Origin of the sequence: Streptomyces sp. NPDC091682 (genome assembly GCF_044756625.1) — a bacterium.
Classification (GTDB): Bacteria; Actinomycetota; Actinomycetes; order Streptomycetales; family Streptomycetaceae; genus Streptomyces.
In genome coordinates, this window is the sequence record NZ_JBIVTH010000002.1 from 17392 (window position 1) to 42424 (window position 25033).

The following is a 25033-nucleotide window of genomic DNA, read 5'->3' on the forward strand; positions in this document are numbered from 1 at the left end:
GAACGCATGAGCACGACCCGGAACCCGGGCACCGAAGCACCCACGACCGCCGAAGAGATCCTCGCGCGGGCCAAGGCACTGGCCCCGCGGCTGCGGGAACGGTCGGCGGAGATCGAACAGGCCCGGCAGCTCCCAGCGGACGTGGTGGACCTGCTGCGCGACACCGGAGTGTTCCGGATGTGCTTCGGCCCCGAGTGGGGCGGACCCGAGCTGACGTCGATGCAGCAGGCCGAAGTGGTGGAGACGTTGGCCTACGGGGACGCCTCGGCCGGCTGGTGCGCGGCGATCGGCGCGATGACCGGGGCGATCAGCAACTTCTTGGATCCGGCCGTGGTCAAGGAGGTGTTCCCGAGCCTCGACATGATCACCGCCGGGCTGATCGCGCCGGCCGGGCACGCCGAGCGCGTGCCCGGCGGCTTCCGGCTCTCCGGCCGGTGGTCGTTCGGCAGCGGGATCACCCATTGCGACTGGGTGACCTCGGGTGCGTTCATCTACCAGGACGGCAAGCCGTGGGCGAGCCCGGACGGCAGCAACGCGCACGCGTCGCGCCAGTTCCTTGTGCCGGCGCACGAGGTGGGGGTCGTCGGGAACTGGGACACCACCGGCCTGTGCGGCAGCGGGAGCAGTGACTACACGATCACCGACGTGTTCGTGCCCGAGGAGCACACCTACACCTTCTACAAGGTGCGGGGCCGCACGGACACCCCGATCGCCCAGCCGGACTCCTTCATGCGCAGCCTGTGCGCGGTCCCGCTCGGGGTGGCCAGGGCCGCCCTGGACCACGCGCGGGAAACCGCGCTCACCCGGGTGGACAAGATGACCAACACGCCGTGGGCGGACACCTTCCGCGTACAGGTGACCCTCGCCGAGTGCGAGGCGGAGTTCAACGCCGCCCGCAGCGGGGTCTACAGCAGCTCGCAGCGGCACTGGGACGTACTGGCCGGTGGCGGCACGTTGGACGATCTGACCGCCACCGAGCGGGCCGCGTCCTCGCTGGCCTGGGTGCACGCCTTCCGCACCTCGCGGGCGATCGTGAACCGGCTCTACGACCTGCTGCAGGCTTGGTCGATCAACCGGTCCTCGCCGATGGACCGCTGGATGCGCGACACCGCGACCATGTGCCAGCACGTCGCCGCCTCGGATCTGATCCTCGAATCAGGCGGCGCCTACCTGCTGGGCCGGCCGCCCAAGTTCCGGATGAGCCTCGGCATCGTCAAGTAGGGCCAAGTGAAGGGCGATCACATGAGCATGACCCGGAACCCGAGGGTCCAGGTGCCCGCCGCCACCGCGGCGGAGCTCCTCGCCCGTGCGAAGGAGCTGGCTCCACTGCTGCGGGAGCGGTCGGCGGAGATCGAGGAGGCGCGGCGGCTGCCGGCGGACGTGGTGGACCTACTGCGCGGCGCCGGGGTGTTCCGGATGGCCTTCGGCCGTGAGCTGGGCGGCCTGGCGCTGACCACGATGGAGCAGACCGAGGTCGTCGAGACCCTTGCGCACGGGGACGCCTCCGCGGCCTGGTGCGCGGTGATGGGCGCGAGCAGCGGGATCTTCAGCGCCTTCCTCGACGAGAGGGTGGCCAAGGAGGTCTTCCCGACCCCGGACACGATCATGGCCGGGCTGCTGCAGCCGACGGGGCACGCCGAGCGGGTGCCCGGCGGTTTCCGGCTCTCCGGCCGGTGGTCGTTCGGCAGCGGGATCACCCATTGCGACTGGGTGACCTCGGGTGCGTTCGTCTACGCGGACGGCAAGCCGTACGCGAGCCCCGACGGCAGCAATCCGCACGAGTCGAGGCAGTTCCTGGTGCCCCGGGCGCAGGTGGAGGTCATCGACAACTGGCACACCATGGGCATGCGCGGCACCGGCAGTTGCGACTACACGATGGCCGATGTCTTCGTGCCCGAGGAACACACGTACAGCTTCGGCAAGGTGCGCGGCCGGCCCGGCCCGCTCGCCCAGCCGGACGCCTTCACGCGCAGTATGTGCGGCGTTGCGCTGGGGGTGGCCAGGGCCGCCCTGGACCACGCCCGGGAGATCGCCCGGACCCGGGTCGACCGGATGACCGGGGTGGCGTGGAAGGACCACTTCCGGGCGCAGGTCACGCTCGCCGAGTGCGAGGCGGACCTCCTCGCCACTCGGAGCGGGGTCTACGGGAGCCAGCGGCGCCAGTGGGCGGTGTTGGCCGCCGGGGGCACGCTGGACGACCTCACCCCCGAGGAGCGCGCCGCGTCGCCGATCGCCTGGGTGCACGCCTTCCGCACCTCGCGGTCGATCGTCAGCCGGCTCTGCGACCTGCTGCAGACCTGGTCGATCCACCAGTCGTCGCCGATGGACCGCTGGATGCGCGACACCACCACCATGTGCCAGCACGCCACCGCCCAGGACCGCATCCTCCAGTCGGCCGGCGCCTATCTGCTGGGCGGGAAGCCCGAGTTCGGGATCTGCCTCGGCATCGTCAGATGACGCGAATCGCCTGCGTGCAGGCCAGGGGGGGAGAAAGTCCGATGGGCCGAGGCCTGGTGCTTTTGGTCAATCCCAACAAGGTGCACCCACCGATCGCTCCCTATGCGCTCGATGTGCTCACGACCTCGTTGGAAGCCGCCGACTTCGAGGTCGAGGTGGTCGACCTCACGTTCCACCGGGAGGACTGGAAGACCTGCCTCTCCGACTACTTCGGGACGCGCAGCCCGGTCCTCGTCGGTGTCACCATCCGCAATACCGACACCGTCTACGCCTTCGAACAGCGCCCTTTCGTCGGCGAACACAAGGAGATCATCACCGAGATCAGACGGCTGACGGACGCGCCGATCGTCGGCGGCGGCATCGGCTTCTCCTCCATGCCCTTCGCGCTGGTCGACTACTTCGGCATCGATTTCGGCGTCAAGGGGCCGGGTGAGCAGATCATCTGCGACCTCGCCGACGCGCTGGTCACCGGGCGCGGCACGGACACGGTCAGCGGGCTCATCCGCAACACCCCGGAAGGGGTGACCAGGGTGCCGCCGCCGGCACTCGCCCCGTCGGCCCGCCGTACGGTGGCGGCGCCGCTGCCCGCCGGGCAGTTCGAGGACCGGACCTGGCAGGTGGACCGCTCCGGAATGTACGTCCGCCGCTCCGGCGCGCCGCACAAGGTGGACAACCTGTTGTACTACCAGCGCGGCGGGTTGGCCGGCATCCTCACCAAGAACGGCTGCACCTACCGCTGTTCGCACTGCGTGGAGCCGGACGCCAAGGGCATCCGGACGGGCCGGCGCGATGTCGCGGCCGTGGTCGACGAGATGCAGTCCCTGGCTGAGCAGGGGATCCTCGACCAACACACCACCGACAGCGAGTTCAACCTGGCGATATCCCACGCCAAGAACCTGTTGCGGGAGATCGTCCGGCGCAAGCACGCCGATCCCGGCAACCCGCTGAACGACTTGCGGCTGTGGGTCTACTGCCAGCCCTCGCCGTTCGACGAGGAGTTCGCCGGGCTGCTCGCCGCCGCGGGCTGTCGCGGGGTGAACGTCGGCTCGGACCACGTGCGCGCCGAGATGCTGAACGGCTGGAAGATCACGCAGAAGGGCACCACGTACTACACCTTCGCCGATACCGAGCGCCTGGTCCGGCTCTGCCACGCCAACGGCATGCTGACCATGGTCGAGGCGCTCTTCGGGATGCCGGGCGAGACACCCCGGAGCATGCGCGAATGCGTAGACGCGTTCATGGCGCTGGACGCCACCGTGACCGGCTTCTCGCTGGGGTTGCGGCTCTTCCCCCACACGCCGCTGGGCATCGCGATGGCCGAGCGGTGCGACGGTGTCCGGACGGTAGCGGGACTGCAGTCCAACACGGCGACCGGGCCGATCGTGCTGAAACCCCTGTCCAAGTGCTCCGGGCCGGTGGAGTACGAGCGGCAATTCATGTTCGACGAATCGGGCAACTTCCGTCTGGTCTGCTACTTTTCCCCGGATCTGCTGGAGGGGACCGAAACGGTCACCGATCCCTCCGGGCGCTGGAGCCGGTCCGTGGATCTCCTGTGGGAGCTCGTCGATCCGTCGGACTACCACCGGGTGATGCTGCCGACGCTGGCAGGCTCCAGTGAGCACGACAACAACTACGCGGACAATCCGTTCCTGACGAGTCTGGGAGGGCTCGGATACACCGGCGCATTCTGGGCGCACTGGCGTGATCGGGAAGCGATCCTGCGCCGCGCGCAGGACGTCGGAGCGGTTGGACCGGCGGGTACGTGAGTTTGCCGGATTTCAATTGTCGATGCATGTGCGAAGGCCGTGAAATAGGGCGCGAATAGTGATGCCTTCGTCGACATAACTATCACGTTTCTTCTCGCACTCCTCACCGTTGCGGTGGGCCGGACCTCTGGACCATTCTGGGATCCGGCCGATCAGCATGGACCGTGTTTCACCGTCGAGTGGGGGAAGGTACGAATGAACCAGAAAACCGACACCATGAGATTACTCTGGCCACTCGCGCCACATAATGATCCACGAAGAGACGGGGTGGTCCTTCGGCCCGACGAAGACCTCCCGGCCACCCACCGGGCCCCCGCCTCGGTCACCGTCGTCCTCGCCGACACCCAGCCCGCAATTCGTCACGGTGTCCGTTCCGTTCTCGAACGGTCCGAGGGAATTTCGGTCGTCGGAGAGGCCGCCACGGCGGACGAGGTGATCGAGGAAATGTGCCGCTGGAGACCCGTTGTGCTCGTGCTCGACCCGCTGATGGACGGATCCTCCGGAACGCAGGTCATCCCTGAGGTCCTGAGGTCCTGGCCCGACACGGGCATCCTGGTCTTCAGTGCCGTGGACGACGACCGGGCCATCACCTCGGCACTCCAGGCGGGTGCCCGCGGCTACCTGTTCAAGCGGGCCGACGCGGACCAGATCCTGCGCGGGATCCAGGCCGTGGCGGCCGGCGAGGCGATCATCGACAAATCGATCGCCGGACGACTCGGCGCCCTCATGCGCGCCACCTCCGGTCAGCAGTATTACTACCCGTTCCCGCAATTGACCAACCGGGAAAGGGACGTTCTGGAACGCATCGCCGCGGGCAAATCGAATACCATCATCGCCCGTGAACTCGTGCTCGCCTCGAAGACCGTCAGCAACCGCGTTTCCGTGATATTCGGCAAGCTCGGCGTGGCGGATCGCTCGCAGGCCATCGTGCTGGCCCGGGACGCCGGTCTCGGACACGGCTGATCCGCCGGTCCGTGATCCCCCGCACCACCGATTCCCTCCCGACCAGGGAACAATTCCCCTGTCGAAAGGGAGCAGTCGGCTTCTAGCCTGAACGACGTCGCGCGCCGCCGGAAAATGAGGACGTCGATCGGAGTGGGACGTTGACCGACCAGGAAAAACCCGATGTGATCATCCGCAGAAGAGAGCCGGATAACCTGACCCGGGCTCACGGACTGGATCTCGGACTCCTCCATCCGTGGCCCGGGTTGGAAACTCCATTTCGTGGAGCCTGGTGCGTCCTGCGCCCCGGTGACGTGACGGATGCGCACGCCCATCACGAACGCGAGCTGTTCATCGTCATGGCCGGCCGGGCCGCGGTCGTCTGCGAGGAGCGGCGGCACGAGCTCGCCGCCGGGGACCTCGCGGTGATGAGGGCCGGAGCGGAGCACCACATCGTCAACGAGCACGACGAGGACTTCGCCTACTACGCGATCTGGTGGGGCCCGGACATGTCCGCCGACTTCCTCGCCGTACAACCGGAGTCCGAACCGGTGCCCGAGCCGGGGTCCGCCCCGTGATCAACTACGACGGGCGCACGTTCCGCAAGCCGAAGGGTGACAGCCGGACCGTCGCCGTCTACCACCAGCAGGGCGACCTGGTGTGGGGCGAGGTCGTCGGCGGCGAGGTGCGGCGCGGGTGGACGGTGGGCACCTGCGAGCCCAATGGAACCCTCTCCATGGGCTACACCCTCGTCTTCGCGACCGGCGAGGTCGTCTGCGGACACACGGTCAACACGCCCGAGGTGGCCGAGGACGGCCGCCTGCGGCTGCGCGAGGTGTGGGAGCGCTACGGCCCGCACGCCGCCACCGGAACCTCCTACATCGAGGAGGTCCGGTGAGCGCGAACGCGGCGCACGGCCCGTCCGAGTCCGCCTGGCGGCGACTGGAGCGGAGCGTGACGGGCCGCGTGCTGCGCCCCGGCGCAGCCGGCTTCCGCTCCTCGAGCACCCCCTTCAACCGGCGGTACGCGAGGACCGCGCCGAGCGGCGTCCTGTCCGCCGCGAACATCACCGACGTACGGCGCGCCCTCTCGTGGGCGCGCGAGAACGGCATCGGCCTCGTCGCGCGCAGCGGCGGGCACAGCTACGCGGGATACTCGGCCGCCTCCGGCCTGGTGCTCGACCTCGGCGCGCTGAACGGCGTGACCGCCGACGGCTCCACCGGGTGGGTCACGGCCGCCGGCGGTGCCCTGATGTCCGACGTCCGCGCCGCGATCCAGCCGCACGAGATGGCGTTCGCGCTGGGCAACGGGGCGTCCGTCGGCATCGCCGGCCTGACCCTCGGCGGGGGCTCCTCCGCCACCTCGCGCACGCTCGGCCTCACGGCGGACGCACTCGTACGCACCACGCTGATGACCGCCGACGGCGAACTCCTCACCTGCGACGCCCAGGAGAACCCCGACCTGTACTGGGCCTGCCGCGGTGGCGGCGGCGGCAACTTCGGCATCAACCTGTCCTTCACCTTCCGGGCGAGCCCGGTGTCCGACGTCTCCACGTGCGTGCTGCTGTGGGACGGGGCGGACGCGCCCGAGGTCTTCACGGTGATGCAGGAGATCGCACGGAGGGCACCGGACGCGTTCTCCCTCAGGCTGGGCGTCAGCGCCGCCGACGGAGCCGGGGCCACGGTGTCGGCCGTCGCCCTGCACCTCGGCCCGGCGAGCGAGCTGCGCGAACTCCTCGCCCCTGCCTTGAAGTCGACCCGCCCGGTCCGACAGGACATCGCGGACCGCACCTTCTGGGAGGCCCAGGACCACCTGCTCCACGAGACCTCGGCCGGCGCGTTCGCGGTACGGACGAACTTCACCGCCGAGCCGTTGCCCGCCCAGGCCCTGCGCACCGCCCTCTCCCTGCTCGAACGCCGGCCCGGCAGCGGCAATCCGGACGGCTGCGGCCTGGCCCTGTACACCTGGGGCGGCGCGATCAACCGGGTGGCCCCGGCCGACACCGCGTTCGTGCACCGGGACGCACTCAGCCTGGTCACCATGGACACCTCCTGGTCCGAGCAGGACCCTCCGGCCACCGCGGAGGTGAATCTCCGCTGGCTGACGGGGCTGCAGGAGGCGATGGCACCGTACGTGGGCGAAGGGGCGTACCAGAACTTCATCGACCCGGACCTACCGGACTGGCGCACGGCGTACTACGGCGCCAACTACCCGCGGCTCGTCGAGATCAAGAAGCGGGTGGACCCGGACGGCTTCTTCACCTTCGGGCAGGCCGTCGGGACCTGAGACGGGCCGGCCGGCACCCGGGCCCGGCGCCCGGGCGCCCTCGCCGTCAGGATCGATCGCCGGTGCGCCGGCGCCCGAGGAGCCGGCCCTGTTCCTGCTTCAGTCCGGCGAACCCTCGCCGTGCGTACGCGGCTATCTCCTCGCTGGGGAAGGGCACCACGGACTGGTGCTCGCCGTAACTCCCCTGCTCCCACCGGGCGACCGTGATCTCGTAGCCGGAGACGTGGGCGCAGAGCTGGAGCAGGATCGGCGGCATCTCCGCTTCGCCGAGGAGGTCGGCGTGCTTGATGACGAGGTCGCGCATCCGCTGGATGTTCGGAAGGAAGACGGTCTTGACCCACAGCCGCCACTCGGCGAGTTCCTCCTCGGTGGGCGGCAGTTCATGGACGAAGGGCGATCGGCCGTCGGAACGGGCGTGGCGCTCCATGAACGCGCCGAAGATGCGGCTGTTGGCCTCCGTGAGGGCGAACAGCGGTCCGTAGAGCTCGCTGAGTTGGCGGTTGACGCGCGAGAGGCGCTCTTGTCGCTGGGCCAGGCGCAGGCCGTTGAGATAGGTGACGGTGTAGCCGACGAACGCCAAGGCGATGGTGACGACCCATGTGATCATGAGTGGAGAGGGTAGTAAGAGCCGCCCGCCGGCGCCCGGTGGGAAGCGCGGGCCCGGGATCCGGGTCGGTAGTCTGCGCCGATGCCCCTCTCGGATCCCTTGTCCCAGGCCCTGTACGCTCCCGCCGATCCGCCGCTCCGGCCGCTACCGTCGCCGGTGGTGGACCTGCTCCGGTCCCTCGGTGCACCGCCGCGGCTGGCCGCCCATCTGCGCGCCGTCCACGACGTGGCGGTCGAGCTGGTCGAATGGACGGAGCGTCGCCATCCGCGGATCGCCCTTGACCGCGCGGCCGTTCTCTTCGGGGCGGCGACCCACGACATCGGCAAGACCGTGCACACGACAGAGCTGTCCGGGCCCGGCTCCGTGCACGAAGAGGCGGGCCGCGTCCTGCTGTTGGCCCACGGGTTCGGCCCGGACCTCGCCCGCTACGCGGGAACCCACGCCTCGTGGACGGCTCCCGGTACGACGCTGGAGGACCTGCTGGTGAGCACGGCCGACAAGGTCTGGAAGAACAAGCGCGTCCAGGAACTCGAAGACCTCGTGATCACGCGCCTGGCGCAGGCGACGGGCGGTCAGCACTGGGAGGAGTACCTCGCGTTCGACGACCTGCTCACGCGCATCGGCGAGGGGGCCGACGGCCGCCTCGCCTTCCAGGCGTCCTTCCCGGTGCACGCGTAGCCCTGACGGCATTTCTTAGCATCAGAGGTCAACTATTCGTCCGGTCGCCGCCAGGAGGACTACAAAGGTCGAGACCGAACCGGACCGGACCGGCGACGGGGATCACCTCCCCCGGCGACGACCGGAATGACATCTAAGGCGGTGCATGCGCGTGTGTAGATGCGGCAGAATCGAATGGATAGCGGTCAGATTACTTCAAGGGAGACCGAGTTCCGACCCCTCCACCTGACGCACTCGGCCCCGCCGCGGACTGTGCCGATAGGCGGGCGCAATACCGACCCGGGCGCAGGGAGGAGGGACTCCCCAACCTCCTCCCTGCGTTTGCGCTGTGCGTTTCGTTCAACGAATTCTCCACTCCCCGACGGAAGCTCCACTGCGGCCTGAGACACATGGCTGACGTGCACCGTCAGGGATCCCACCTTGGGCCGCGTCCTGGGCGACGCGATGATCCGGTTGCCATGCGAGCACGTTCCGACGTGCACCGCGCACGGAATTGCGCCAGCTCCGGAAGGCCTCTGCAAGCTGCCTCTCTTTCGCAGCCGAAGAAAGTCACCTGAAATTTTTCATATGGGCACCCATCCGCAGGCGTTGGGGCACCGAAGGAGAAGCGAGAGCCTCTCCAGGGCCTCGTGTAATCCCGTACGATCTGCGATTCCCGTCCTGGGGATCCACGGAACAGGAGCGAATGTGATAGTCAAGCGCGCCGGTCGCCACGTGGTTCTCGCCGCCATACCCGCCGCCGTGGCCCTGACCCTCGGCCTTTCTGGACCAGCTCTCGCCGAGGGCGGAAAGGCGTACCAGATCGACCTGGCGCAGCTGAACAACTCGGGCTCGAGCGGTACGGTCATGCTGACCCTCAAGGGCAACCAACTCACCGTGCAGATCGAGTCCAAGGGGATGGTTCCCGGACAGCCGTCGGCCCAGCACCTGCACGGCTCGACGAAGGGGCACGACTTCCACTGCCCGGACGCGACCGACGACACCGACCGCGACGGGGTCCTCAGCAACACCGAGGCCACGCACGACTACGGCGACATCAACATCTCGCTCACCACGGGCGGGGACACCAAGCCCACCAGCGGCCTTGACGTGCTGCGCATGCCGGTCGCCGATGCACAGGGCACGATCCGCTACAAGCGGACGATCGAAGTCGGCCAGGACGTGGTCACCCACATCAAGGACCTGCACGTCGTGCAGCACGGCATCGACCGCAACAAGAACAAGAAGTACGACTTCGAGGGGGCCGGCAAGAGCGAGCTCGATCCGAAGCTGCCCCAGGAGGCCACGGCTCCGACCAACTGCGGAGAGGTCAAGGGCGCGGCCGTGGGGTCGATCCCCGTCGGCGGCATCGAGACCGGTGGCGGTGCCGAAGAGCACACCGCCGTACCGGTGACGGTGCGCGACGGCGTGGCGATGACCGTACTCGCGGTGGTGGCGGGTGCGGTGATCATCGGGCGGAAGCGGTCCGGTGTCGGACCCGTCCGCCAGGAGACCACCGGGGGTGGCGCGTGAAGTCGGCACCCGCGCGGCTCCGCCGCCGAACCGTAGGCCCGCTGGCGGCCGCCGTCCTCGCCGGGCTCCTCCTCTCGGGGTGCGGCGGCGGTGGCGCGGACGCTGCGAAGCCCGCCGTCCCGGCGGGGCAGGACGCCCAGGGCGGAGTGCCGGCCCCCGCCGATGCCCCGCCCGCGGGGCAGGCTCCCGCCGCGGGATCCAAGGATGGCGCGAGCCCCGGCACGGACGCGGGATCGGGTTCGGGTTCGGGTTCGGGCCAGGCCAAGCAGGCACTGGCGCGGTCGGCTCCCCAGAAGATCACGATCCCCTCCCTCAACGTGACCAGCACCCTGGAGACCCTGCAGCAGAACCCCGACGGCACCATGCAGACCCCGAAGGACCCCGCGCTCGCGGGCTGGTACGAGCCGGGGCCGACCCCCGGCTCCCAAGGGCCGGCGGTGATCGCCGGGCACGTCACGTGGAACGGCGCATCCGCGGTATTCGAGAAGCTGAAGACGATGAAGGGCGGTGACACCATCAAGGTGACCCGACAGGACGGCAAGACGGTCACGTTCACGGTGGACAAGGTCGCGGAGTACCCGAAGGCCGAGTTCCCGACGCTGGAGGTCTACAAGAACGTCGACCACGCGGGCCTGCGTCTGGTCACCTGCGGCGGCAACTTCGACCCCAAGAAGCACTATTACGACAGCAATGTGGTGGTGTACGCCCGCATGACGGGCGCCGCCTAGCCAGGACGAGGGGCCGGGAACACGCCCGTCGGCCGCAGCGCCCCACTGCGGCTGACGGGCCCGACCCCGTCCGGCCGGATGAGTATCCCTACTCATGGCGTGAGCATGACGATATAGCCACGATGGAGCTCCGGAACGGATCTTCATCGAGGGGACGACGGGCAAACGCAGCATCTCGCAGTACACGGAACGGCAACTCGCTGCCTCCAAGGTGCCGTTGCTGCCCCCGAGCTGCGCGGCTACCGGATGTACTTCCCCGAAGCCAACGCATACGGCGGCACGTTCGGCTATCTCCTGCTGCCCAAGCCGGTGGAGACCAGCGCCGCCGACCGGGAGGAGCTCGGTGTCCGGGTGACCGTCGCCCCGCAGGTCGCCGGTTTCGCACCCCCGGACGCGTGCGAGGTCTACAGCGGTGTCACACAGATGAACTTGGGCCCGTGCGAACAGGTGGCCCCCGACACCTGGCGCTCCTCCCGGTCCGGGGGCATCAGCTACGTCGCGCGACACGAAGGCGCCGTCGTCCTGCTCGATGGCGGTGGACCGACCGTTTCCGACGGGGACCTGAGGACCATGGCCGACTCCCTCACCGTACGCAAGCCCGCCTTCTTCCTCGGCCCGAACGGCTGAGGACCGGCCCGTGGACCGGCTCGACGCGGCGGCACCCGATCCGTCGCCGGATCGGGTGCCGCACGTGCCGCACGTGGCGGGCGTGGCGGGCGTCAGTCGGTGGCGTGCGTCCAGCTCGTGCACAGCGCCCAGATGATGAACACGTCGATCGCGATGATGATGATCGACCACCAGGGCTGGTACGGCAGCCACATGAAGTTGAGGATCACGCTGATGCCGGCCAGCGCGATACCGGCGCCCCGGGCCAGGTTCGACCCGGCGAACAGGCCCACTCCGGTGAGGACGACGATGATCCCGACGATGAGGTGGATCCAGCCCCACGCCGTCAAGTCGAACTCGAAGACGTATCTGCCGATGCGCGCGTAGACGTCGTCGTTGGCGATGGCCGCGATGCCCTGGAAGATCGCGAGGCAGCCCGTCACCAGGAGGAGGACCGCGGCGAACATCGTGCCCACGTTCCCCGCGCCCTGGCCGTCGCCGCTCGAGAACGACGGTGCGTTGCCCGGCGCGGGGCCGGTGTTCCAGTTTCCCCCGGTCGGTGTCGGCTGGCCCATGGAATTCACCTCACAGTTGGCGGTGCAGCGCAGGACCGTCCTGCTCCGGCTCGTCGGTCACAGGCTCCGGTGCCCACATCGCAGTGTCGTCCGGCGGTCCGGTTCCCGTGATCACCCGAAGCGGGTGGTATTGCCCCGGGCCCGCCCTGCGGCTCCCGCTCAGGCGGGGAGCCGGCGCATTTCGAGCACGCGCAGGCCCAGGGACTGGAAGCGGGTGAGAAGCCCGTACAGGTGGGCCTCGTCCGCCACGCTGCCGAACAGGAGCGTCTGCTCCGGTACGGGGGTCCGGTCGAGCTCGGGGAAGCTCGCGGCGAGCGTGTCCGGTACGACCCCCGAGATGCGGAATTCGTAGCGCATGAGAGCACTCACTCCTCTCGGAACGAAGGCATCGGAGCCCGGGCCGGTGCGAGGGCCCGGGCTGCTCCCGGCCTCCCACGCCATCGTCGGCCCCCGCCCCGCGCTCGGCATCGCCCGGTGCGGGCGAGGGGCGCGTCCCCCGCGTCCCCCGCGTCCCGCTCGCGGCTCAGAGCATCCCGAGGTCCTGCGCCCGGTGGACGGCCTCGCTGCGCCGGGTGACGCAGAGCTTGCGGTAGATGCTCTTCAGGTGGGTCTTGACCGTGTTGGCCGATACGTACAGCTCGGCCGCGATCTCCTCGGTGGACAGCAGTTCCGCGGCCTTGCGCAGCACCTCGGTCTCCCGCGCGCTCAGCGGTTCCACCACCACCGGCTGCCCGTCGGCCTGCGGCGCGCGCGCCCTACGGGCCGGGGCGCGCGGGGTCAGCCAGCCGTGCGACCGCGCCAGTCGCGGGTCCCGGCTCAGGGTCCGGCGCACCCATGGACCGCTCTCGCTGAACATCCGGCGCAGTTCCTCGGGGCGGGCGAGCGCCAGTGCCTCCCCGAGGTGCCGGTGCGCCTCCTGGAAGTCGCCGGCCGCCGCGGCGATCTGCGCGCGGAGCAGGCACGCGCGCGCCCGTACCGGGGTGGCGACGCCGTCGTCTCCCGGTACGCCCGCCAGCTCCCCCGCCGCGCACGCGGCGCGGCCGGCGGCCACCAGGGCCCGGGCCCTGGCCACCGCGTGCTCCGGCCGGGAGTCGTCCGGGGCCGCCACCGCGTCGAGGACCCGTAGGGCCCCGGCGGCGTCGCCGCGTGCCAGGTGTACGGCCGACTCGGCCACGGCCAGCTCGTCCACGGCCCGGGCGGGCAGTTCCTCCGCGTAGACCGCGCGCAGGGCGGCGAGCGCGGCGTCCCCGTCGCCCTCGGCCGCCAGGATCCGGGCCCCGATGACGGCGGCCCGGGCGGCGGTCGCGGGGTCCGGGCGCGGCCCGGGCTCCGCGGTCGCCAGGTCGAGGTGGCGGCGGGCGGCGGGCAGGTCGTCCTGCTCGACCGCCACGCCCGCCAGGACGAGGTGGACGGCCGCGGCCCGGCGCTCGGGCGGAAGGGCGGAGCGCTCGGCGACGGCGAGCGAGGCGCGGGCGTGGGCGGCCGCCTGCCGCAACCGGCCGCGCAGCAGTTCGGTCAGGGCCAGTGAGCCGAGGGCGCCGCAGTGCGGGGACTCCGTGCCCGGCTGCCCGCACGCTGCGACGGCGGCCGTGAGGGCGGCTTCGGCCCGGTCCAGGTGACCCGCGCCCAGCTCGACGGCGCCGAGGTGCGCCAGCAGCAGGGCGCGGAGCTCCGGTCGCTCGGCGACCAGGTGCGGCGGCAACTCCCGCAGCAGCCGGTCGGCATCGGCGGCGGCCCGTTCGGTGGCCGTCACGTCGTCGGCCGGCCGTCCGGCGAGTACGCCGAGGAAGGCACGGCCGAACCGCGCCGCCGGACCGCAGGAGTCCGTGAGGGAGCCGTCCGTAGGGGATGCGTCCGACAGGACGGCGTCCGCCCGGCGCAGGGCGGCCCGGCATCCGGGCAGGTCCTGTTCGGCCAACCGGCAGGCCGCGCCGACCAGTGCGGGCGCCGCTCCGGTCGTCCCGGTGGGCATCGCGGCGAAGGCCCGGCCCAGTTGATCGGCTTCCAGGCCCGTGAGCAGGCGGCCGATCGCCAGGTGGTCGACCAGCTGCGCCGCGGCGAACTGCCAGTCCCCGGCGGCGGCGCCCTGGAGCACCGCCTCCGTGAGCCGCCCGGTCCGGGCGAGCCAGCGCGCCGCCCGCCCGTGCAGCAGGGGTTCCAGCCCGGGGCAGCGCTGCCGCAGGTGCGCGCGCAGGACCTCGGCGAACAGGGGGTGCAGCCGGTACCAGGCGGAGGCGTCGATCTGCTCCAGGAACGCGTTGTCGCGGGCCAGTCCCGCCAGGGTCCGTGCACCGTCGTCCCGGCCGGTCAGCGCGTCCGCGAGGTCGGGGTGGACGCGATCCGTGACGCAGACGCGCAGCAGCAGGTCCTGGGTGGGCGGCGGCTGGGCGTCGAGCACCTCGGTGAGGAGGTAGTCGGCGATCGTGGTGCGGTCGGCCGCGAACTGGCGCAGGAACGCCTCCGGGTCGGCGCTGCGCTGCATCGCCAGGGCGCACAGGCGTACGCCGGCCGCCCATCCCTCGGTCCGCTCCATCAGCAGGCGGATTCCGGCAGGTGAGACGTCCAGCCGGTGTTCGCCCAGCAGCGCCTCGGCGTCCGCGTCGGTGAACCTGAGGTCGGCGTGCCGGATCTCGGTGATCTCGCCGGCCGCCCGGTAGCGGTGCAGGGGCAGCAGGGAGTCCGAGCGGCTGGTGAGCACGATGCGCAGGCCGCCGGCCGCGTGCCGGAGTACGAAGTCCAGCCCCTCGCTCGTCGCGGGCGGCTGGGCGGTGTCGAACTGGTCGAGGACGAGGACCGAGGGCTGCGGCGATGCGGCCAGCCCGTCCGCCAGGCGCACCAGGAACGAGCGGGTCACCCCTTCGGCGCGGGTCGGCCTGCCCACCGCGGCCGGCAGGGCCACCCCGCCGCGGTGGAGGGCTTCCAGGACGTACGCCCAGAAGGCACCGGGTGCGTCGTCGGGTTCGACGGTGAGCCACATGGGGGGACGCGGCGCACGTCCGTCGGCCGCCCAGTGGGCGGTGAGCACCGTCTTGCCCGATCCGGCCGGACCGTTGATGAGGGTGAGCGGCCCCTGTGCACCGGCCGTCAGCCGCCCCAGCAGCTCGGGCCGGTGGACCAGCAGTTTCGGTACGGCCGGAGGCGCGAACCTGGCCGTGAGCATGGGGTCGCCGGTCGGGGCGCGGTGGTCCATGGAGGTCACCGGGGTTCCCGCGGGGATACGGACTGTGATCGGCCCACGCTCACCACTGAACCGGTCATCGGTGGTGATCACCAGTTGGTCACCTGCTCCGGGGGATGTCCGGGGGCTCCGCGGCCGGCAGCATGGGCTCCGGTCGCCTTCGCCGCGCGGGACGGTCGGGACGGCCGCCCAGGAGGTCCGATGAACGCTCTCGCGGCGTTCTCCCTGGTCATCGGCGCCTGGCTGGCGCTGCGCTACCGTCCGTCGCCGAGGGTGACCGGACTGGTCCTGGGTTTCGGCGCAGGTGCGCTGATCGCGGCCGTGGCGTACGAGCTGGTGCCCAGGGAGCGCTTCGAGAGCGCGTGGGACTTCCTGGCCGTCGGCGTCGGCGCCCTGAGCTTCTTCCTCCTCGACGGGGCCCTCGCGCAGAAGGCCACGGCGCAGCGTTCGGGCGGGAGCGCGCACAACGCGAACCGTTCCATCGTGCTCGGTGCCCTGCTCGACGGGGTACCCGAGTCGCTGGTGCTGGGGATGGGCCTGGCCGCCGGCGGCTCGATCAGCGTCCCGTTCCTGGCGGCGGTCTTCCTGTCGAACCTCCCCGAGGGCCTCGGCGCCACGGCGGGCCTGCGGGAGGAGGGCCGCCAGCCGGGTGTGGTGTACCGGATCTGGTGGGGCATCACCGCGATCTCGGGCGCGTGCGCGGCGCTGGGGTACGGGCTGGTGGGGTTCGTGCCCGGCACCGAGGGCCGACTGGTGCAAGCGTTCGCGGCCGGGGCGGTCCTGACGATGCTCGCGAACTCGATGATGCCGGAGGCCTTCGAGCTGGGCGGCAGGCTCGCGGGCCTGTCGACGGTGCTGGGCTTCGCGGCCGCCGGTGCGCTCTCCCTCCTGGAGTGAACACCGCCGGCGACCGCTCGCTCAGGCCTCCCGGGCCGGGGAAAGGCTGATCCGGCGCCGCTGCAGGTCCACGCCGAGCAGGGCGACGCGTAGGTCCTCCCCCACCTCGAAGGTCCTGCCGGCGAGCTCGGTCTCGTGGACCAGGCCCTCGATACCCGGTGCGACGCGCACGAACACACCGAACGGAATGATCTTGGTGACGGTGCCGGGGAAGGTGTCGCCGGCCCGGAGGGCTTCGGCGAAGGCGCGCCAGGGGTCCGGCTGCAGTGCCTTGACGGACAGGCTCGCGCGCTCCCACTCGAGGTCGACGTGGAGGACCTCGGCGCGGATCCGCCGGCCGATCGGGGCCACCTCGTCCACGTCCTCGAAGTACTCCCAGGACATTTCGGGGACGCGCAGGAAGCCCATGGGCCACCCCCGCTCGTGTTCCAGGTTCCGCTCCAGGTCCAAGTGCACGTGCACGCCGACGTCGTCCAGGCCGCTCGCGACGGTGCCGGACACCACGTCGCCGGTCCGCAGCGAACCGAGCAGGGTCCGCCGCTCGTCGGCCGGGGTGCGGTTGGTGCGCCAGCGCGCCCGTACGACTCCATCGGCGTCCGGCAGTACCCCGGCGAGCAGGGGGCGGCGATCGACCGGCGCCAGCGGGACCAGCCCGGCCCGACTCCCCGGACCGCTCCCGATCACCGGGAAGGCGATCTCGGCGTGGCCCATCCACGGTTCGGCGATGCGCGCCCACGGGGTCCCGTCGGCCCCCTGCTGGACCAGGAGTTCGAGCCGTTCCGCGCGGAGGACGGCGGCGCGGACCGCCTCGATGTCGTCGGTCAGGTCCGGCCAGACCGCCAGCCGGGCACGCGGGGTCAGCAGCGCCCGTATCCGGGTGATCTCGGCGGCCGTGGTCGGCCGGTGCCATCGCTGGTCGCCGCCGACGTACCGTTCCTCGACCAGTACCCCGCCGTGCTCGGCGACCAGGCTGTGGACCGCCGTCCAGAAGGCCCCGTCCGCGGGCGGCTGGGGGGCGATCTCGTCGAGGGCGGGGTCGTACGGGGAGCGTTCGACCGGTTCGACGGTCAGCCCCGATCGGCGGGCGTGCGCAGCGGCCTCCGCGTACGACGTCGCACCCCCGACGTAGAGGTCGTGCCGTTCCCCGACGTGGAGGAAGAACCCTTCCTCGGCGCGCAGTCGGCACCAGGGGCCCTCGCGCAGCAGCACGGCCCGCAGCAGTTCCAGGCCGGTGTCGAGCGGAACGCGCGCGCCGTCGTGGAAACCGGACGGTGGGAGCGGGCCGGACGAGCCGGGCCGGTCGGAGGGCAACAGCCCCGCCAGCTCCGGGGCGCTCGGCGCCGAACGGGATCGGAAGGAGAAGAACCCCCGCGCCATCGGATTATCGATCGTCAGCCGGTCGGCGCCGGCTTCCAGAGCGAAGCGGCGTGCGGCGGCGACGAAGGTCTCGGCCAGCTGCTCCCGGAGGGCGAAGGGGACGGCCGCGGCGGGGGTGAGCCGGTAGGTGAAGGGCGGCATCTCAGCGCCCCCGGCGGCTCGAAGTTGCCCTGAGGGCCGGTCGCGGACGGACAGAAAGTTGGATCATGTGGCCCAGCGTAAGGTACCGGCATGGTCGAGACACCAGAGACGTTCACGCGCTGCACCGTCGAGCGCGAGGGAGCGGCCGGATCTGCATGGCTCGCCGAACTTCCGGAGATCGTCGACGAGTTACTGGCACGTTGGGAGTGCGCACCCGACGGCGAGGTCATGCACGGGGGCGTCGGGATCATCGTTCCGGTGCTGCGGCGGGACACGGTGCCGGCCGTGCTGAAGGTCTCCTTCCCGCATCCCGGCAACGTTCACGAGCCGGAAGCGTTCGAGGTGTGGGGCGGGCGCGGGGCCGTTCTCCTGCACGAGCGCGACGACGAGCGCTTCGCGATGCTGCTGGAGCGGGTCCGCTCGTCGACGCTGCAGGGGGTCGAGGACGGCGACGAGGTGGTGACGGTGGCGGGGCGGCTCAACCGCCGGCTGGCCGTCCCGGCGCCGGCCCACCTCCCCCGGCTGCGGGAGCGGGCCGGCTCCTGGGAGGAACAACTCCGCAAGGACGAGTACGAGTTGGCGCACGGGCTGCCCCGGTACGTGGTGGACGCGGCGGTGGCGACCGTGCGCGAGCTGGGGCGCACCCAGCCGGACGTCCTGATCCACGGCGACCTCCACGCCCGGAACATCCTGCGGGCGGACCGCGAGCCGTGGCTCGCGGTCGATCCCAAGGGCTACGTGGGAGATCCCGCCTACGACGGCGGCACGCTGCTCAAGACGCGCGCACTGTCCCTCATCGGGGCCGAGGACCTCGACAAGGCGGTCCGGCGCACCGTGGACGTCTTCGTCGAGGCCGCGGAACTCGAGCGCGAACGCGTCCGGCGCTGGGCCCAGCTCCATGCCGTGCAGGCCGCGTTCTGGGCCCGTCGGCACGGCTTCCGGGTCGCCCGCGGCGGCCCGCTGCTCGACCGGATCACGGAGTTCGCCGACCACCTGGCGCAGTTGCTGACGCGGCCCGCCTGATCGCGGCCGGCGATCCCGTGCTCCCGTACGCGGTGCGGCGCGGGTGCGGCGACACCACTCGCCCCACCCGCGCCGTTTCCGTGCGTCTCCGGCGCACCCTCTGCCCTGGAGACCGCCGGGGCCCCTCAGCCCCGGCCGTACGTGTGGAACCCGCGGCCGCTCTTGCGGCCGAGCAGACCCGCCTGCACCATCCGCTGGAGCAGCGGGGGCGGCGCGTACAGGGGTTCCTTGAACTCCTCGTAGAGGGATTCCGCGATGGCCGCGACGGTGTCCAGACCGATCAGGTCGGCGAGTTTGAGCGGGCCCATCGGGTGGGCGCAGCCCAGTTCCATTCCGGCGTCCACGTCCTCGGGGGCGGCGAACCCGGATTCGGCCATGCGGATGGCCGAGAGGAGGTAGGGGATCAACAGGGCGTTGACCACGAAACCGGCCCGGTCCTGGGAGCGGACGGTGGTCTTGCCGAGGGCGCCCCGGGCGAAGGCTTCCACGGCGTCGAGCGTGTCGCGCGAGGTGTGGAGGGAGGAGACGACCTCCACGAGCGGCAGGACGGGGACGGGGTTGAAGAAGTGCAGGCCCACGACCCGGTCGGCGCGGCCGGTGGCCATGCCCAGCCGCATGATCGGGATGGCCGAGGTGTTCGTGGCGAGGATCGCTTCCGGGTCCGCCACGATCTTGTCGAGGCCGGCGAAGACCTCGATCTTGGCTTCGGGGTTCTCAGTGACGGCCTCGATGACAAGCTGCCGGTCGGCGAGGTCCTCCAGATCGCCGGTGAAGACGAGCCGGGCGAGGGCGTCCTCGGCGGAGATCCGGTCCAGTTTGCCGCGCTGCACGGCCCGTTCGAGGGAGACGGCGACGCGTTCCCGGGCGGCCCGGGCGGCCGTGGCGTCCGACTCGGCGACGACGGTGTCGAGGCCGGCGCGGGCGCACACTTCGGCGATCCCCGCGCCCATCTGGCCGCCGCCCACGATGCCGACCCGGTGGATCGACGCGACCGACGCGAGCGGCGCGATCGACCTGGTCATGAGGCGTTCTCCGTTCGGCGGACGAGGTGGCGGGTGTAGGCCTCGGGGGTGAAGAAGGCGGGCAGGCGGGGGGTGAGCGCGGTATTCACGAAGACCTCCCGGGCCTCGGCGACCCGGGCCCGCGGGTCCTCCTCTTCCAGGGCCGCGCATTCGGCGTCGAGGAGGTCGAGGACCGTCGCCCGGTCGATCTGGTCGTGGCGCAGCCACTGCCAGATCTGGACGCGGGCGATCTCGGCGGTCGCGGCGTCCTCCATCAGGCCGTACAGGGCCACGGCGCCGCTGCCGCGCAGCCAGGCGTCGAAGTAGCGCAGGGCCACGGCGACGTTCGAGCGGATGCCCTCCCGGGTGGGGGGCGCGGCGATCCGGCGTACGGACAGCAGGTCGGCGGCCGTGATCTCGACGTCCGCCCGGGTCCGGTCCAGCTGGTTCGGCCGCTCCCCCAGTACGCCGTCGAAGACCTCGCGGCAGACGGGGACCAGTCCGGGGTGGGCCACCCAGGAGCCGTCGAAGCCGTCCTCGGCCTCCCGTTCCTTGTCGAGGCGGACCTTGGCGAGGGCGGCGGCGTTCGCTTCCGCGTCCCGGCTGGGGACGTGGGCGGCCATCCCGCCGATGGCTTGGGCGCCGCGCCGGTGGCAGGTGCGGACCAGCAGCTCGGTGTAGGCGCGCATGAAGGGGGCGGTCATGGTGACCTTGGCCCGGTCGGGCAGTTGGAAGTCGGTGCGGTGGCCGAAGGTCTTGATCAGGCTGAAGAGGTAGTCCCAGCGGCCCGCGTTCAGTCCCGCGCTGTGCTCGCGCAGTTCGTGGAGGATCTCCTCCATCTCGAAGGCGGCGGTGATCGTCTCGATGAGGACGGTGGCGCGGACGGTGCCGCGGGGGATGTCGAGGAGTTCCTGGGCGAGGAGGAACACGTCGTTCCACAGGCGCGCCTCGTACCGGTTCTCCAGCTTGGGCAGGTAGAAGTACGGGCCGTGGCCCGCGTCGATCTGCCGCTGGGCGCAGTGGAAGAAGTACAGGCCGAAGTCGACGAGGGACGCGGACAGGGGTCGGCCGTCGATCTCCAGGTGCTCTTCGAGGAGGTGCCAGCCGCGCGGTCGGACCATGATGGTCGCGAGCTGCTCGCCGAGGCGGTACTCCTTGCCCTCCGGGGTGGTGAAGTCGATGCGCCGTTCGATGGCGTCGAGCAGGGTCAGCTGGCCGCCGATGACGTTGTTCCAGGTGGGGGCGGTGGCGTCCTCGAAGTCGGCCATCCAAACCTTGGCGCCGGAGTTCAGGGCGTTGACGGCCATCCGGCGCTCCGGCGGGCCGGTGATCTCGACGCGGCGGTCGGTGAGGCCGGGCGCGGGTGGGGCGACGCGCCAGTGCGGGTCCTCGCGCAGGGCGCGGGTGGCGAGCGGGAAGTCGAGCGGGGTGCCGCCGGCCAGGTGGCCCGAGCGGCGGTCGCGCTCCTTGAGGACCTCCAGGCGGCGGTCCGCGAACGCGGTGTCGAGCCGGCCGATGAACTCCAGGGCCTCGGGCGTCAGGATCTCCTCGTGGCGCTCACCCGGCGCACCGAGGACCTGGACGCTGCGGGTCAGGGGGGAGAGGGGCATGCGGTTCTCCTCAGCGGGGGCGGTGGGCGGGTGCCCGGGGAAGGTCCCTCGGGCACCCGTCGGAAGGAGGAAGGAGTCGGCGAAGAGAGGGTCTAGTGGAACTGCTCTTCTTCGGTGGATCCGGAGAGCGCGGTCGTGGAGGAGGCCGGGTTGACGGCGGTGGAGACGAGGTCGAAGTAGCCGGTGCCGACCTCGCGCTGGTGCTTGACGGCGGTGAACCCCTGGGCCTGGGCGGCGAACTCGCGCTCCTGGAGGTCGACGTAGGCGGTCATGCCGTGCTCGGCGTAGCCGCGGGCGAGGTCGAACATGCCGTGGTTGAGCGAGTGGAAGCCGGCCAGGGTGATGAACTGGAAGCGGTAGCCCATCGCACCGAGCTCCCGCTGGAACTTGGCGATCTGGTCGTCGTCCAGCGCGGCCTTCCAGTTGAAGGAGGGCGAGCAGTTGTAGGCCAGCATCTGGTCGGGGTACTGGGCGTGGATCGCCTCGGCGAACTCGCGGGCCTGCGCCAGGTCCGGGGTGCCGGTCTCCACCCAGATCAGGTCGGCGTACGGGGCGTAGGCGAGGCCGCGGGCGATGACCGGAGCCATTCCGTTGCGTACGTGGTAGAAGCCCTCGGCGGTGCGCTCACCGGTGCAGAACTCGGCGTCGCGTTCGTCGACGTCGCTGGTCAGGAGGGTGGCGGCGAGGGCGTCCGTGCGGGCGATGATCAGGGTCGGGACATCGGCGATGTCGGCCGCCAGGCGGGCCGCGTTGAGGGTGCGGACGTGCTGCGCGGTCGGGACGAGGACCTTTCCGCCGAGGTGGCCGCACTTCTTCTCGGAGGCCAGCTGGTCCTCGTAGTGGATGCCGGCGGCACCGGCCGCGATCATCGCCTTGGTGAGCTCGAAGGCGTTCAGCGGGCCGCCGAAGCCGGCCTCGGCGTCCGCGACGATCGGTGCGAGCCAGTCCGTGGTGTCGGTGCCGCCCTCGGCGGTGGCGATCTGGTCGGCGCGCAGCAGCGCGTTGTTGATCCGACGCACCACCTGCGGGACCGAGTTGACCGGGTACAGGCTCTGGTCGGGGTAGGTGTGCCCGGCCTGGTTGGCGTCGGCGGCCACCTGCCAGCCGGAGAGGTAGATCGCCTGGAGTCCGGCCCGCACCTGCTGGACCGCCTGGCCGCCGGTGAGCGCGCCGAGGGCGTGGATGTAGTCCTGCTCGTGGAGCTGTCGCCACAGTCGCTCGGCGCCGCGCCGGGCCAGGGTGTGCTCCTCGCGGACGCTGCCCGAGAGCCGCACCACGTCCTCGGCCGTGTAGGTGCGCTCGATGCCCGCCCAGCGGGGGTCGTCGGCCCACCGCTGCCCCAGCTGCTCGGCCGCCGCCGTCGTGTTCGCCTGTGCCATGACCGTCACCGTTTCCATCCGTCGCTTGTCTTGCCAATGGGCCGGGCCGTGGACCCGATGCTTTGGCACTCTGTGCCTGGTGTTGAGCTGCGGCCGCCGAACCCGACCATGGGCCGAAGCTGAGCAATGCTGCCGAGCCGCCGGGGCGAACTGCCTGGATGGCCGAAATCAGGGCGTGAATCGGGCCAGTCGGTTCCCCCCGGCCACCGTGTCCGGCGGGCCGCAGCACCGACTCTGACACTGACACTGAGTGCCATCAAGGACGTACATCTGCCAAGGTCTGCGAATCTTCGGTCCCGAAATTGCCAAGGTTGCGAAGCCCGCTGGTCGCGAAGATCGCCGTATCCTGGCGGCGCGTGTCCGGCTCGGTAGACGGCGAGGGAGTTCGGTGAGCAAGACGTACGCGGGAGCACGACTGAGGCGGCTGCGCGAGGAGCGGCGGATGACCCAGGCCGACCTGGCCCGGGTGCTCGCCATCTCCCCCAGTTACCTCAACCAGATGGAGCACGACTCCCGGCCGCTCACCGTTCCCGTCCTGCTGCGGCTCACCGAGGCCTTCGGGGTGGACCCGGGCTTCTTCTCCGAACGCGACACCAGCCGGCTGGTCGCCGACCTGCGCGAAGCGCTCGCGAACGAGGTGGCCCGCGCCCGCGTATCCCCCTCCGACCTGGCCGAACTGGCCACCCGCATGCCCGCGGTCGCCTCGGTGCTGTTGGACCTGGGCCGGCGCAGCCAGCTCCTGGCCGAGCGCCTCGCCGACGCCGCCGACGGCCGGGACGTGGCCACCGACAGCCCTCGCTCGCCCCACGAGGAGATCCGCGAGTTCTTCTACCGGCGGCAGAACTACCTCCACGACACCGATGTCGCCGCCGAAGACCTGGCCGTCGAGATCGGCATCCGCCCGGGGGACGTCATCCGCGCGCTGACCCGCCGGCTCGGCGACCGGCACGGGATCCGGACGGCCACGGACTCCGACCGGCTGCACCACTACGACCCCGCCGCCCGGGTCCTGCACCTGTCGAACCGGCTCCGGCCGGGACAGCAGGCGTTCCGAATGGCCACCCAGCTGGCGCTGATCGAGTACGGGGACGAGCTGGACCGGCTGGCCGCCGAGGACTTCGAGCCCGGCACCCCCGTCCACGCCCTCGCGCGGATCGGGATCGCCAACCACTTCGCGGGCGCGCTCATCCTCCCGTACCGCGCCTTCCACGCGGCCGCCGAGGAGTTCCGCTACGACATCGAGCGACTCACCGACCACTTCGGGATCGGCTACGAGACGGTCTGCCACCGGCTGAGCACCCTGCAACGGCCCAGGCTGCGCGGGGTGCCCTTCTCCTTCGTCCGAGTGGACCGGGCCGGGAACATGTCCAAGAGGCAGTCCGCGACCGGATTCCACTTCTCCCGCGCGGGCGGCACCTGCCCGCTGTGGAACGTCTACGAGGCCTTCGCCGCGCCCGGCCGCATCCACGTCCAGGTGGCCGCCATGCCCGACGGGCAGCGCTACTTGTGGACCGCCCGGGCCGTCACCCGCCACCGCGGCGGCTGGGGCGAGCCGGGCAAGACCTTCGCGATCGGGCTCGGCTGCGAGATCCGGCACGCCTCGCGGCTCGTGTACGCCGACGGACTCGACCTCGACAACGCGGCGGCCGCCACCCCCATCGGCATGGGTTGCCGCCTCTGCGAACGCCTCGACTGTCCGCAGCGGGCCGTGCCGCCGCTCGGGCGGGCGCTGGCCGTCGACGAGAACAGCAGCACCTTCATCCCGTACCCGGTGACCAGGAACGACGTCCCGGCACGGAACTGAGCGGGCGCCAGGCCCACGGGCGGCACGACAGGTCGGCCGCCGCGGCCGGACGGAAGGCGCGCGGCGGCGGCTCTGGACTTACTAGGACGTCCAACTATATGTTCGTGGCACAAGGTCCGCGGTGCAGGGAAGCCGGTGAGAAACCGGCACGGTCCCGCCACTGTGACCGGGGAGTGTGCTGCCATCCACACGCCACTGACGAGGTCTGTCGGGAAGGCGGGCGGCACGCGGGGATCCGGGAGTCAGGATACCGGCCGCGGATGTTCCGTGTTGTCCACGAGGATGGAGCAGACACGCATGGCACCGGTTTGTACCCACGACCCTGGTGATCCGGCGGAGCGCGCGCACACGTTCGCACGCTCGTAGGTCGTCCCATTCGACCCAGTCCCACGGCCTTCCCCAGCGGCGCACCCGATCGGGTGCCGTCCGCCGGTCGGTCGTGCCATCCCCGGATCCAACCTGACGA

At 71.1% G+C, this 25033-nt stretch carries 22 protein-coding genes and 1 riboswitch; of the genes, 14 read left to right on the top strand and 8 right to left on the bottom strand.

Annotated features, from left to right (window positions below):
- Positions 1-6: 6 nt before the first annotated feature.
- The 7 genes from ACIQK6_RS04500 to ACIQK6_RS04530 all read left to right on the top strand — a co-directional run bounded on the left by ACIQK6_RS04500 (position 7) and on the right by ACIQK6_RS04530 (position 7451).
- Complete coding sequence (locus ACIQK6_RS04500; RefSeq protein WP_329095583.1) at positions 7-1221, top strand: acyl-CoA dehydrogenase family protein; 1215 nt, start codon at positions 7-9, stop codon at positions 1219-1221.
- Between the two features lie 21 nt (positions 1222-1242).
- A complete protein-coding gene (locus tag ACIQK6_RS04505) occupies positions 1243-2457 on the top strand; it encodes an acyl-CoA dehydrogenase family protein (protein ID WP_329095585.1) in 1215 nt (404 codons plus the stop codon).
- Between the two features lie 41 nt (positions 2458-2498).
- Positions 2499-4223: a tryptophan 2-C-methyltransferase gene (tsrT, locus tag ACIQK6_RS04510; protein ID WP_402694302.1), complete on the top strand. Its 1725-nt coding sequence runs from the start codon at positions 2499-2501 to the stop codon at positions 4221-4223.
- A gap of 195 nt (positions 4224-4418) precedes the next feature.
- Positions 4419-5186 (top strand): response regulator transcription factor, encoded by a 768-nt coding sequence (locus ACIQK6_RS04515; protein ID WP_329095589.1) that lies wholly within the window; start codon positions 4419-4421, stop codon positions 5184-5186.
- 164 nt (positions 5187-5350) lie between these two features.
- A complete protein-coding gene (locus tag ACIQK6_RS04520) occupies positions 5351-5743 on the top strand; it encodes a cupin domain-containing protein (RefSeq protein ID WP_402694518.1) in 393 nt (130 codons plus the stop codon).
- A complete protein-coding gene (locus ACIQK6_RS04525) occupies positions 5740-6063 on the top strand; it encodes a hypothetical protein (RefSeq protein ID WP_402694303.1) in 324 nt (107 codons plus the stop codon). Before ACIQK6_RS04520 ends, ACIQK6_RS04525 begins: the two co-directional genes overlap by 4 nt.
- Entirely contained in the window at positions 6060-7451 is a 1392-nt protein-coding gene (locus ACIQK6_RS04530) for an FAD-binding oxidoreductase (RefSeq protein WP_402694304.1), read from the top strand. Before ACIQK6_RS04525 ends, ACIQK6_RS04530 begins: the two co-directional genes overlap by 4 nt.
- A gap of 46 nt (positions 7452-7497) precedes the next feature.
- Here the strand turns inward: ACIQK6_RS04530 and ACIQK6_RS04535 are convergent, their stop codons facing one another.
- Positions 7498-8058, bottom strand: coding sequence for a hypothetical protein (locus ACIQK6_RS04535; protein WP_329095595.1), 561 nt, complete (start codon positions 8056-8058; stop codon positions 7498-7500).
- Positions 8059-8139: 81 nt separating this feature from the next.
- On the opposite strand from ACIQK6_RS04535, the gene ACIQK6_RS04540 reads away from it, so the two are divergent.
- The 4 genes from ACIQK6_RS04540 to ACIQK6_RS04555 all read left to right on the top strand — a co-directional run bounded on the left by ACIQK6_RS04540 (position 8140) and on the right by ACIQK6_RS04555 (position 11603).
- The gene (locus ACIQK6_RS04540; protein WP_329095596.1) at positions 8140-8736 is read left to right on the top strand and encodes a phosphohydrolase; all 597 of its coding nucleotides are present in this window, start codon (positions 8140-8142) and stop codon (positions 8734-8736) included.
- Positions 8737-9423: 687 nt separating this feature from the next.
- The gene (locus tag ACIQK6_RS04545; RefSeq protein ID WP_329095597.1) at positions 9424-10248 is read left to right on the top strand and encodes a hypothetical protein; all 825 of its coding nucleotides are present in this window, start codon (positions 9424-9426) and stop codon (positions 10246-10248) included.
- The gene (locus ACIQK6_RS04550; RefSeq protein WP_402694305.1) at positions 10245-10976 is read left to right on the top strand and encodes a class F sortase; all 732 of its coding nucleotides are present in this window, start codon (positions 10245-10247) and stop codon (positions 10974-10976) included. The genes ACIQK6_RS04545 and ACIQK6_RS04550 overlap by 4 nt, the downstream gene beginning before the upstream one ends.
- 246 nt (positions 10977-11222) lie before the next feature.
- Positions 11223-11603, top strand: a complete 381-nt coding sequence (locus ACIQK6_RS04555) for a hypothetical protein (protein WP_402694306.1) — start codon at positions 11223-11225, stop codon at positions 11601-11603.
- Between the two features lie 92 nt (positions 11604-11695).
- Here ACIQK6_RS04555 and ACIQK6_RS04560 read toward each other — a convergent pair whose 3' ends face one another.
- From ACIQK6_RS04560 to ACIQK6_RS04570, 3 genes are all read right to left on the bottom strand, one after another.
- Positions 11696-12157 (bottom strand): hypothetical protein, encoded by a 462-nt coding sequence (locus tag ACIQK6_RS04560; RefSeq protein ID WP_329095603.1) that lies wholly within the window; start codon positions 12155-12157, stop codon positions 11696-11698.
- A gap of 159 nt (positions 12158-12316) precedes the next feature.
- Complete coding sequence (locus ACIQK6_RS04565) at positions 12317-12514, bottom strand: hypothetical protein (RefSeq protein ID WP_328787159.1); 198 nt, start codon at positions 12512-12514, stop codon at positions 12317-12319.
- A gap of 166 nt (positions 12515-12680) precedes the next feature.
- The gene (locus ACIQK6_RS04570; RefSeq protein ID WP_329107408.1) at positions 12681-15347 is read right to left on the bottom strand and encodes a LuxR C-terminal-related transcriptional regulator; all 2667 of its coding nucleotides are present in this window, start codon (positions 15345-15347) and stop codon (positions 12681-12683) included.
- Between the two features lie 189 nt (positions 15348-15536).
- Between ACIQK6_RS04570 and ACIQK6_RS04575 the strand changes: the two genes are divergently transcribed.
- Complete coding sequence (locus tag ACIQK6_RS04575; protein ID WP_402694307.1) at positions 15537-16232, top strand: ZIP family metal transporter; 696 nt, start codon at positions 15537-15539, stop codon at positions 16230-16232.
- Between the two features lie 21 nt (positions 16233-16253).
- On the opposite strand, the gene ACIQK6_RS04580 is transcribed toward ACIQK6_RS04575, so the two are convergent.
- Positions 16254-17750, bottom strand: coding sequence for a S1 RNA-binding domain-containing protein (locus ACIQK6_RS04580; protein WP_329095608.1), 1497 nt, complete (start codon positions 17748-17750; stop codon positions 16254-16256).
- Positions 17751-17840: 90 nt separating this feature from the next.
- Here ACIQK6_RS04580 and ACIQK6_RS04585 point away from each other — a divergent pair, with 90 nt between their 5' ends.
- Positions 17841-18773, top strand: a complete 933-nt coding sequence (locus ACIQK6_RS04585; protein WP_329095610.1) for an aminoglycoside phosphotransferase family protein — start codon at positions 17841-17843, stop codon at positions 18771-18773.
- A 125-nt stretch (positions 18774-18898) separates the two neighbouring features.
- On the opposite strand, the gene ACIQK6_RS04590 is transcribed toward ACIQK6_RS04585, so the two are convergent.
- The 3 genes from ACIQK6_RS04590 to aceA form a co-directional block, all read right to left on the bottom strand.
- On the bottom strand, positions 18899-19795 hold the full coding sequence (locus ACIQK6_RS04590) for a 3-hydroxybutyryl-CoA dehydrogenase (protein ID WP_329095611.1): 897 nt from the start codon (positions 19793-19795) through the stop codon (positions 18899-18901).
- Positions 19792-21384 carry a malate synthase A gene (gene aceB, locus ACIQK6_RS04595; RefSeq protein WP_329095613.1) on the bottom strand — a complete coding sequence of 531 codons (1593 nt, stop codon included), beginning with the start codon at positions 21382-21384 and terminating at the stop codon, positions 19792-19794. Before aceB ends, ACIQK6_RS04590 begins: the two co-directional genes overlap by 4 nt.
- A 92-nt stretch (positions 21385-21476) precedes the next feature.
- Positions 21477-22763, bottom strand: coding sequence for an isocitrate lyase (gene aceA / locus ACIQK6_RS04600; protein WP_329095615.1), 1287 nt, complete (start codon positions 22761-22763; stop codon positions 21477-21479).
- 388 nt (positions 22764-23151) lie between these two features.
- On the opposite strand from aceA, the gene ACIQK6_RS04605 reads away from it, so the two are divergent.
- Positions 23152-24567: a short-chain fatty acyl-CoA regulator family protein gene (locus ACIQK6_RS04605; RefSeq protein ID WP_329095616.1), complete on the top strand. Its 1416-nt coding sequence runs from the start codon at positions 23152-23154 to the stop codon at positions 24565-24567.
- Positions 24568-24655: 88 nt separating this feature from the next.
- A riboswitch (cobalamin riboswitch) is annotated at positions 24656-24841 on the top strand.
- The last annotated feature ends 192 nt before the right edge of the window (positions 24842-25033 follow it).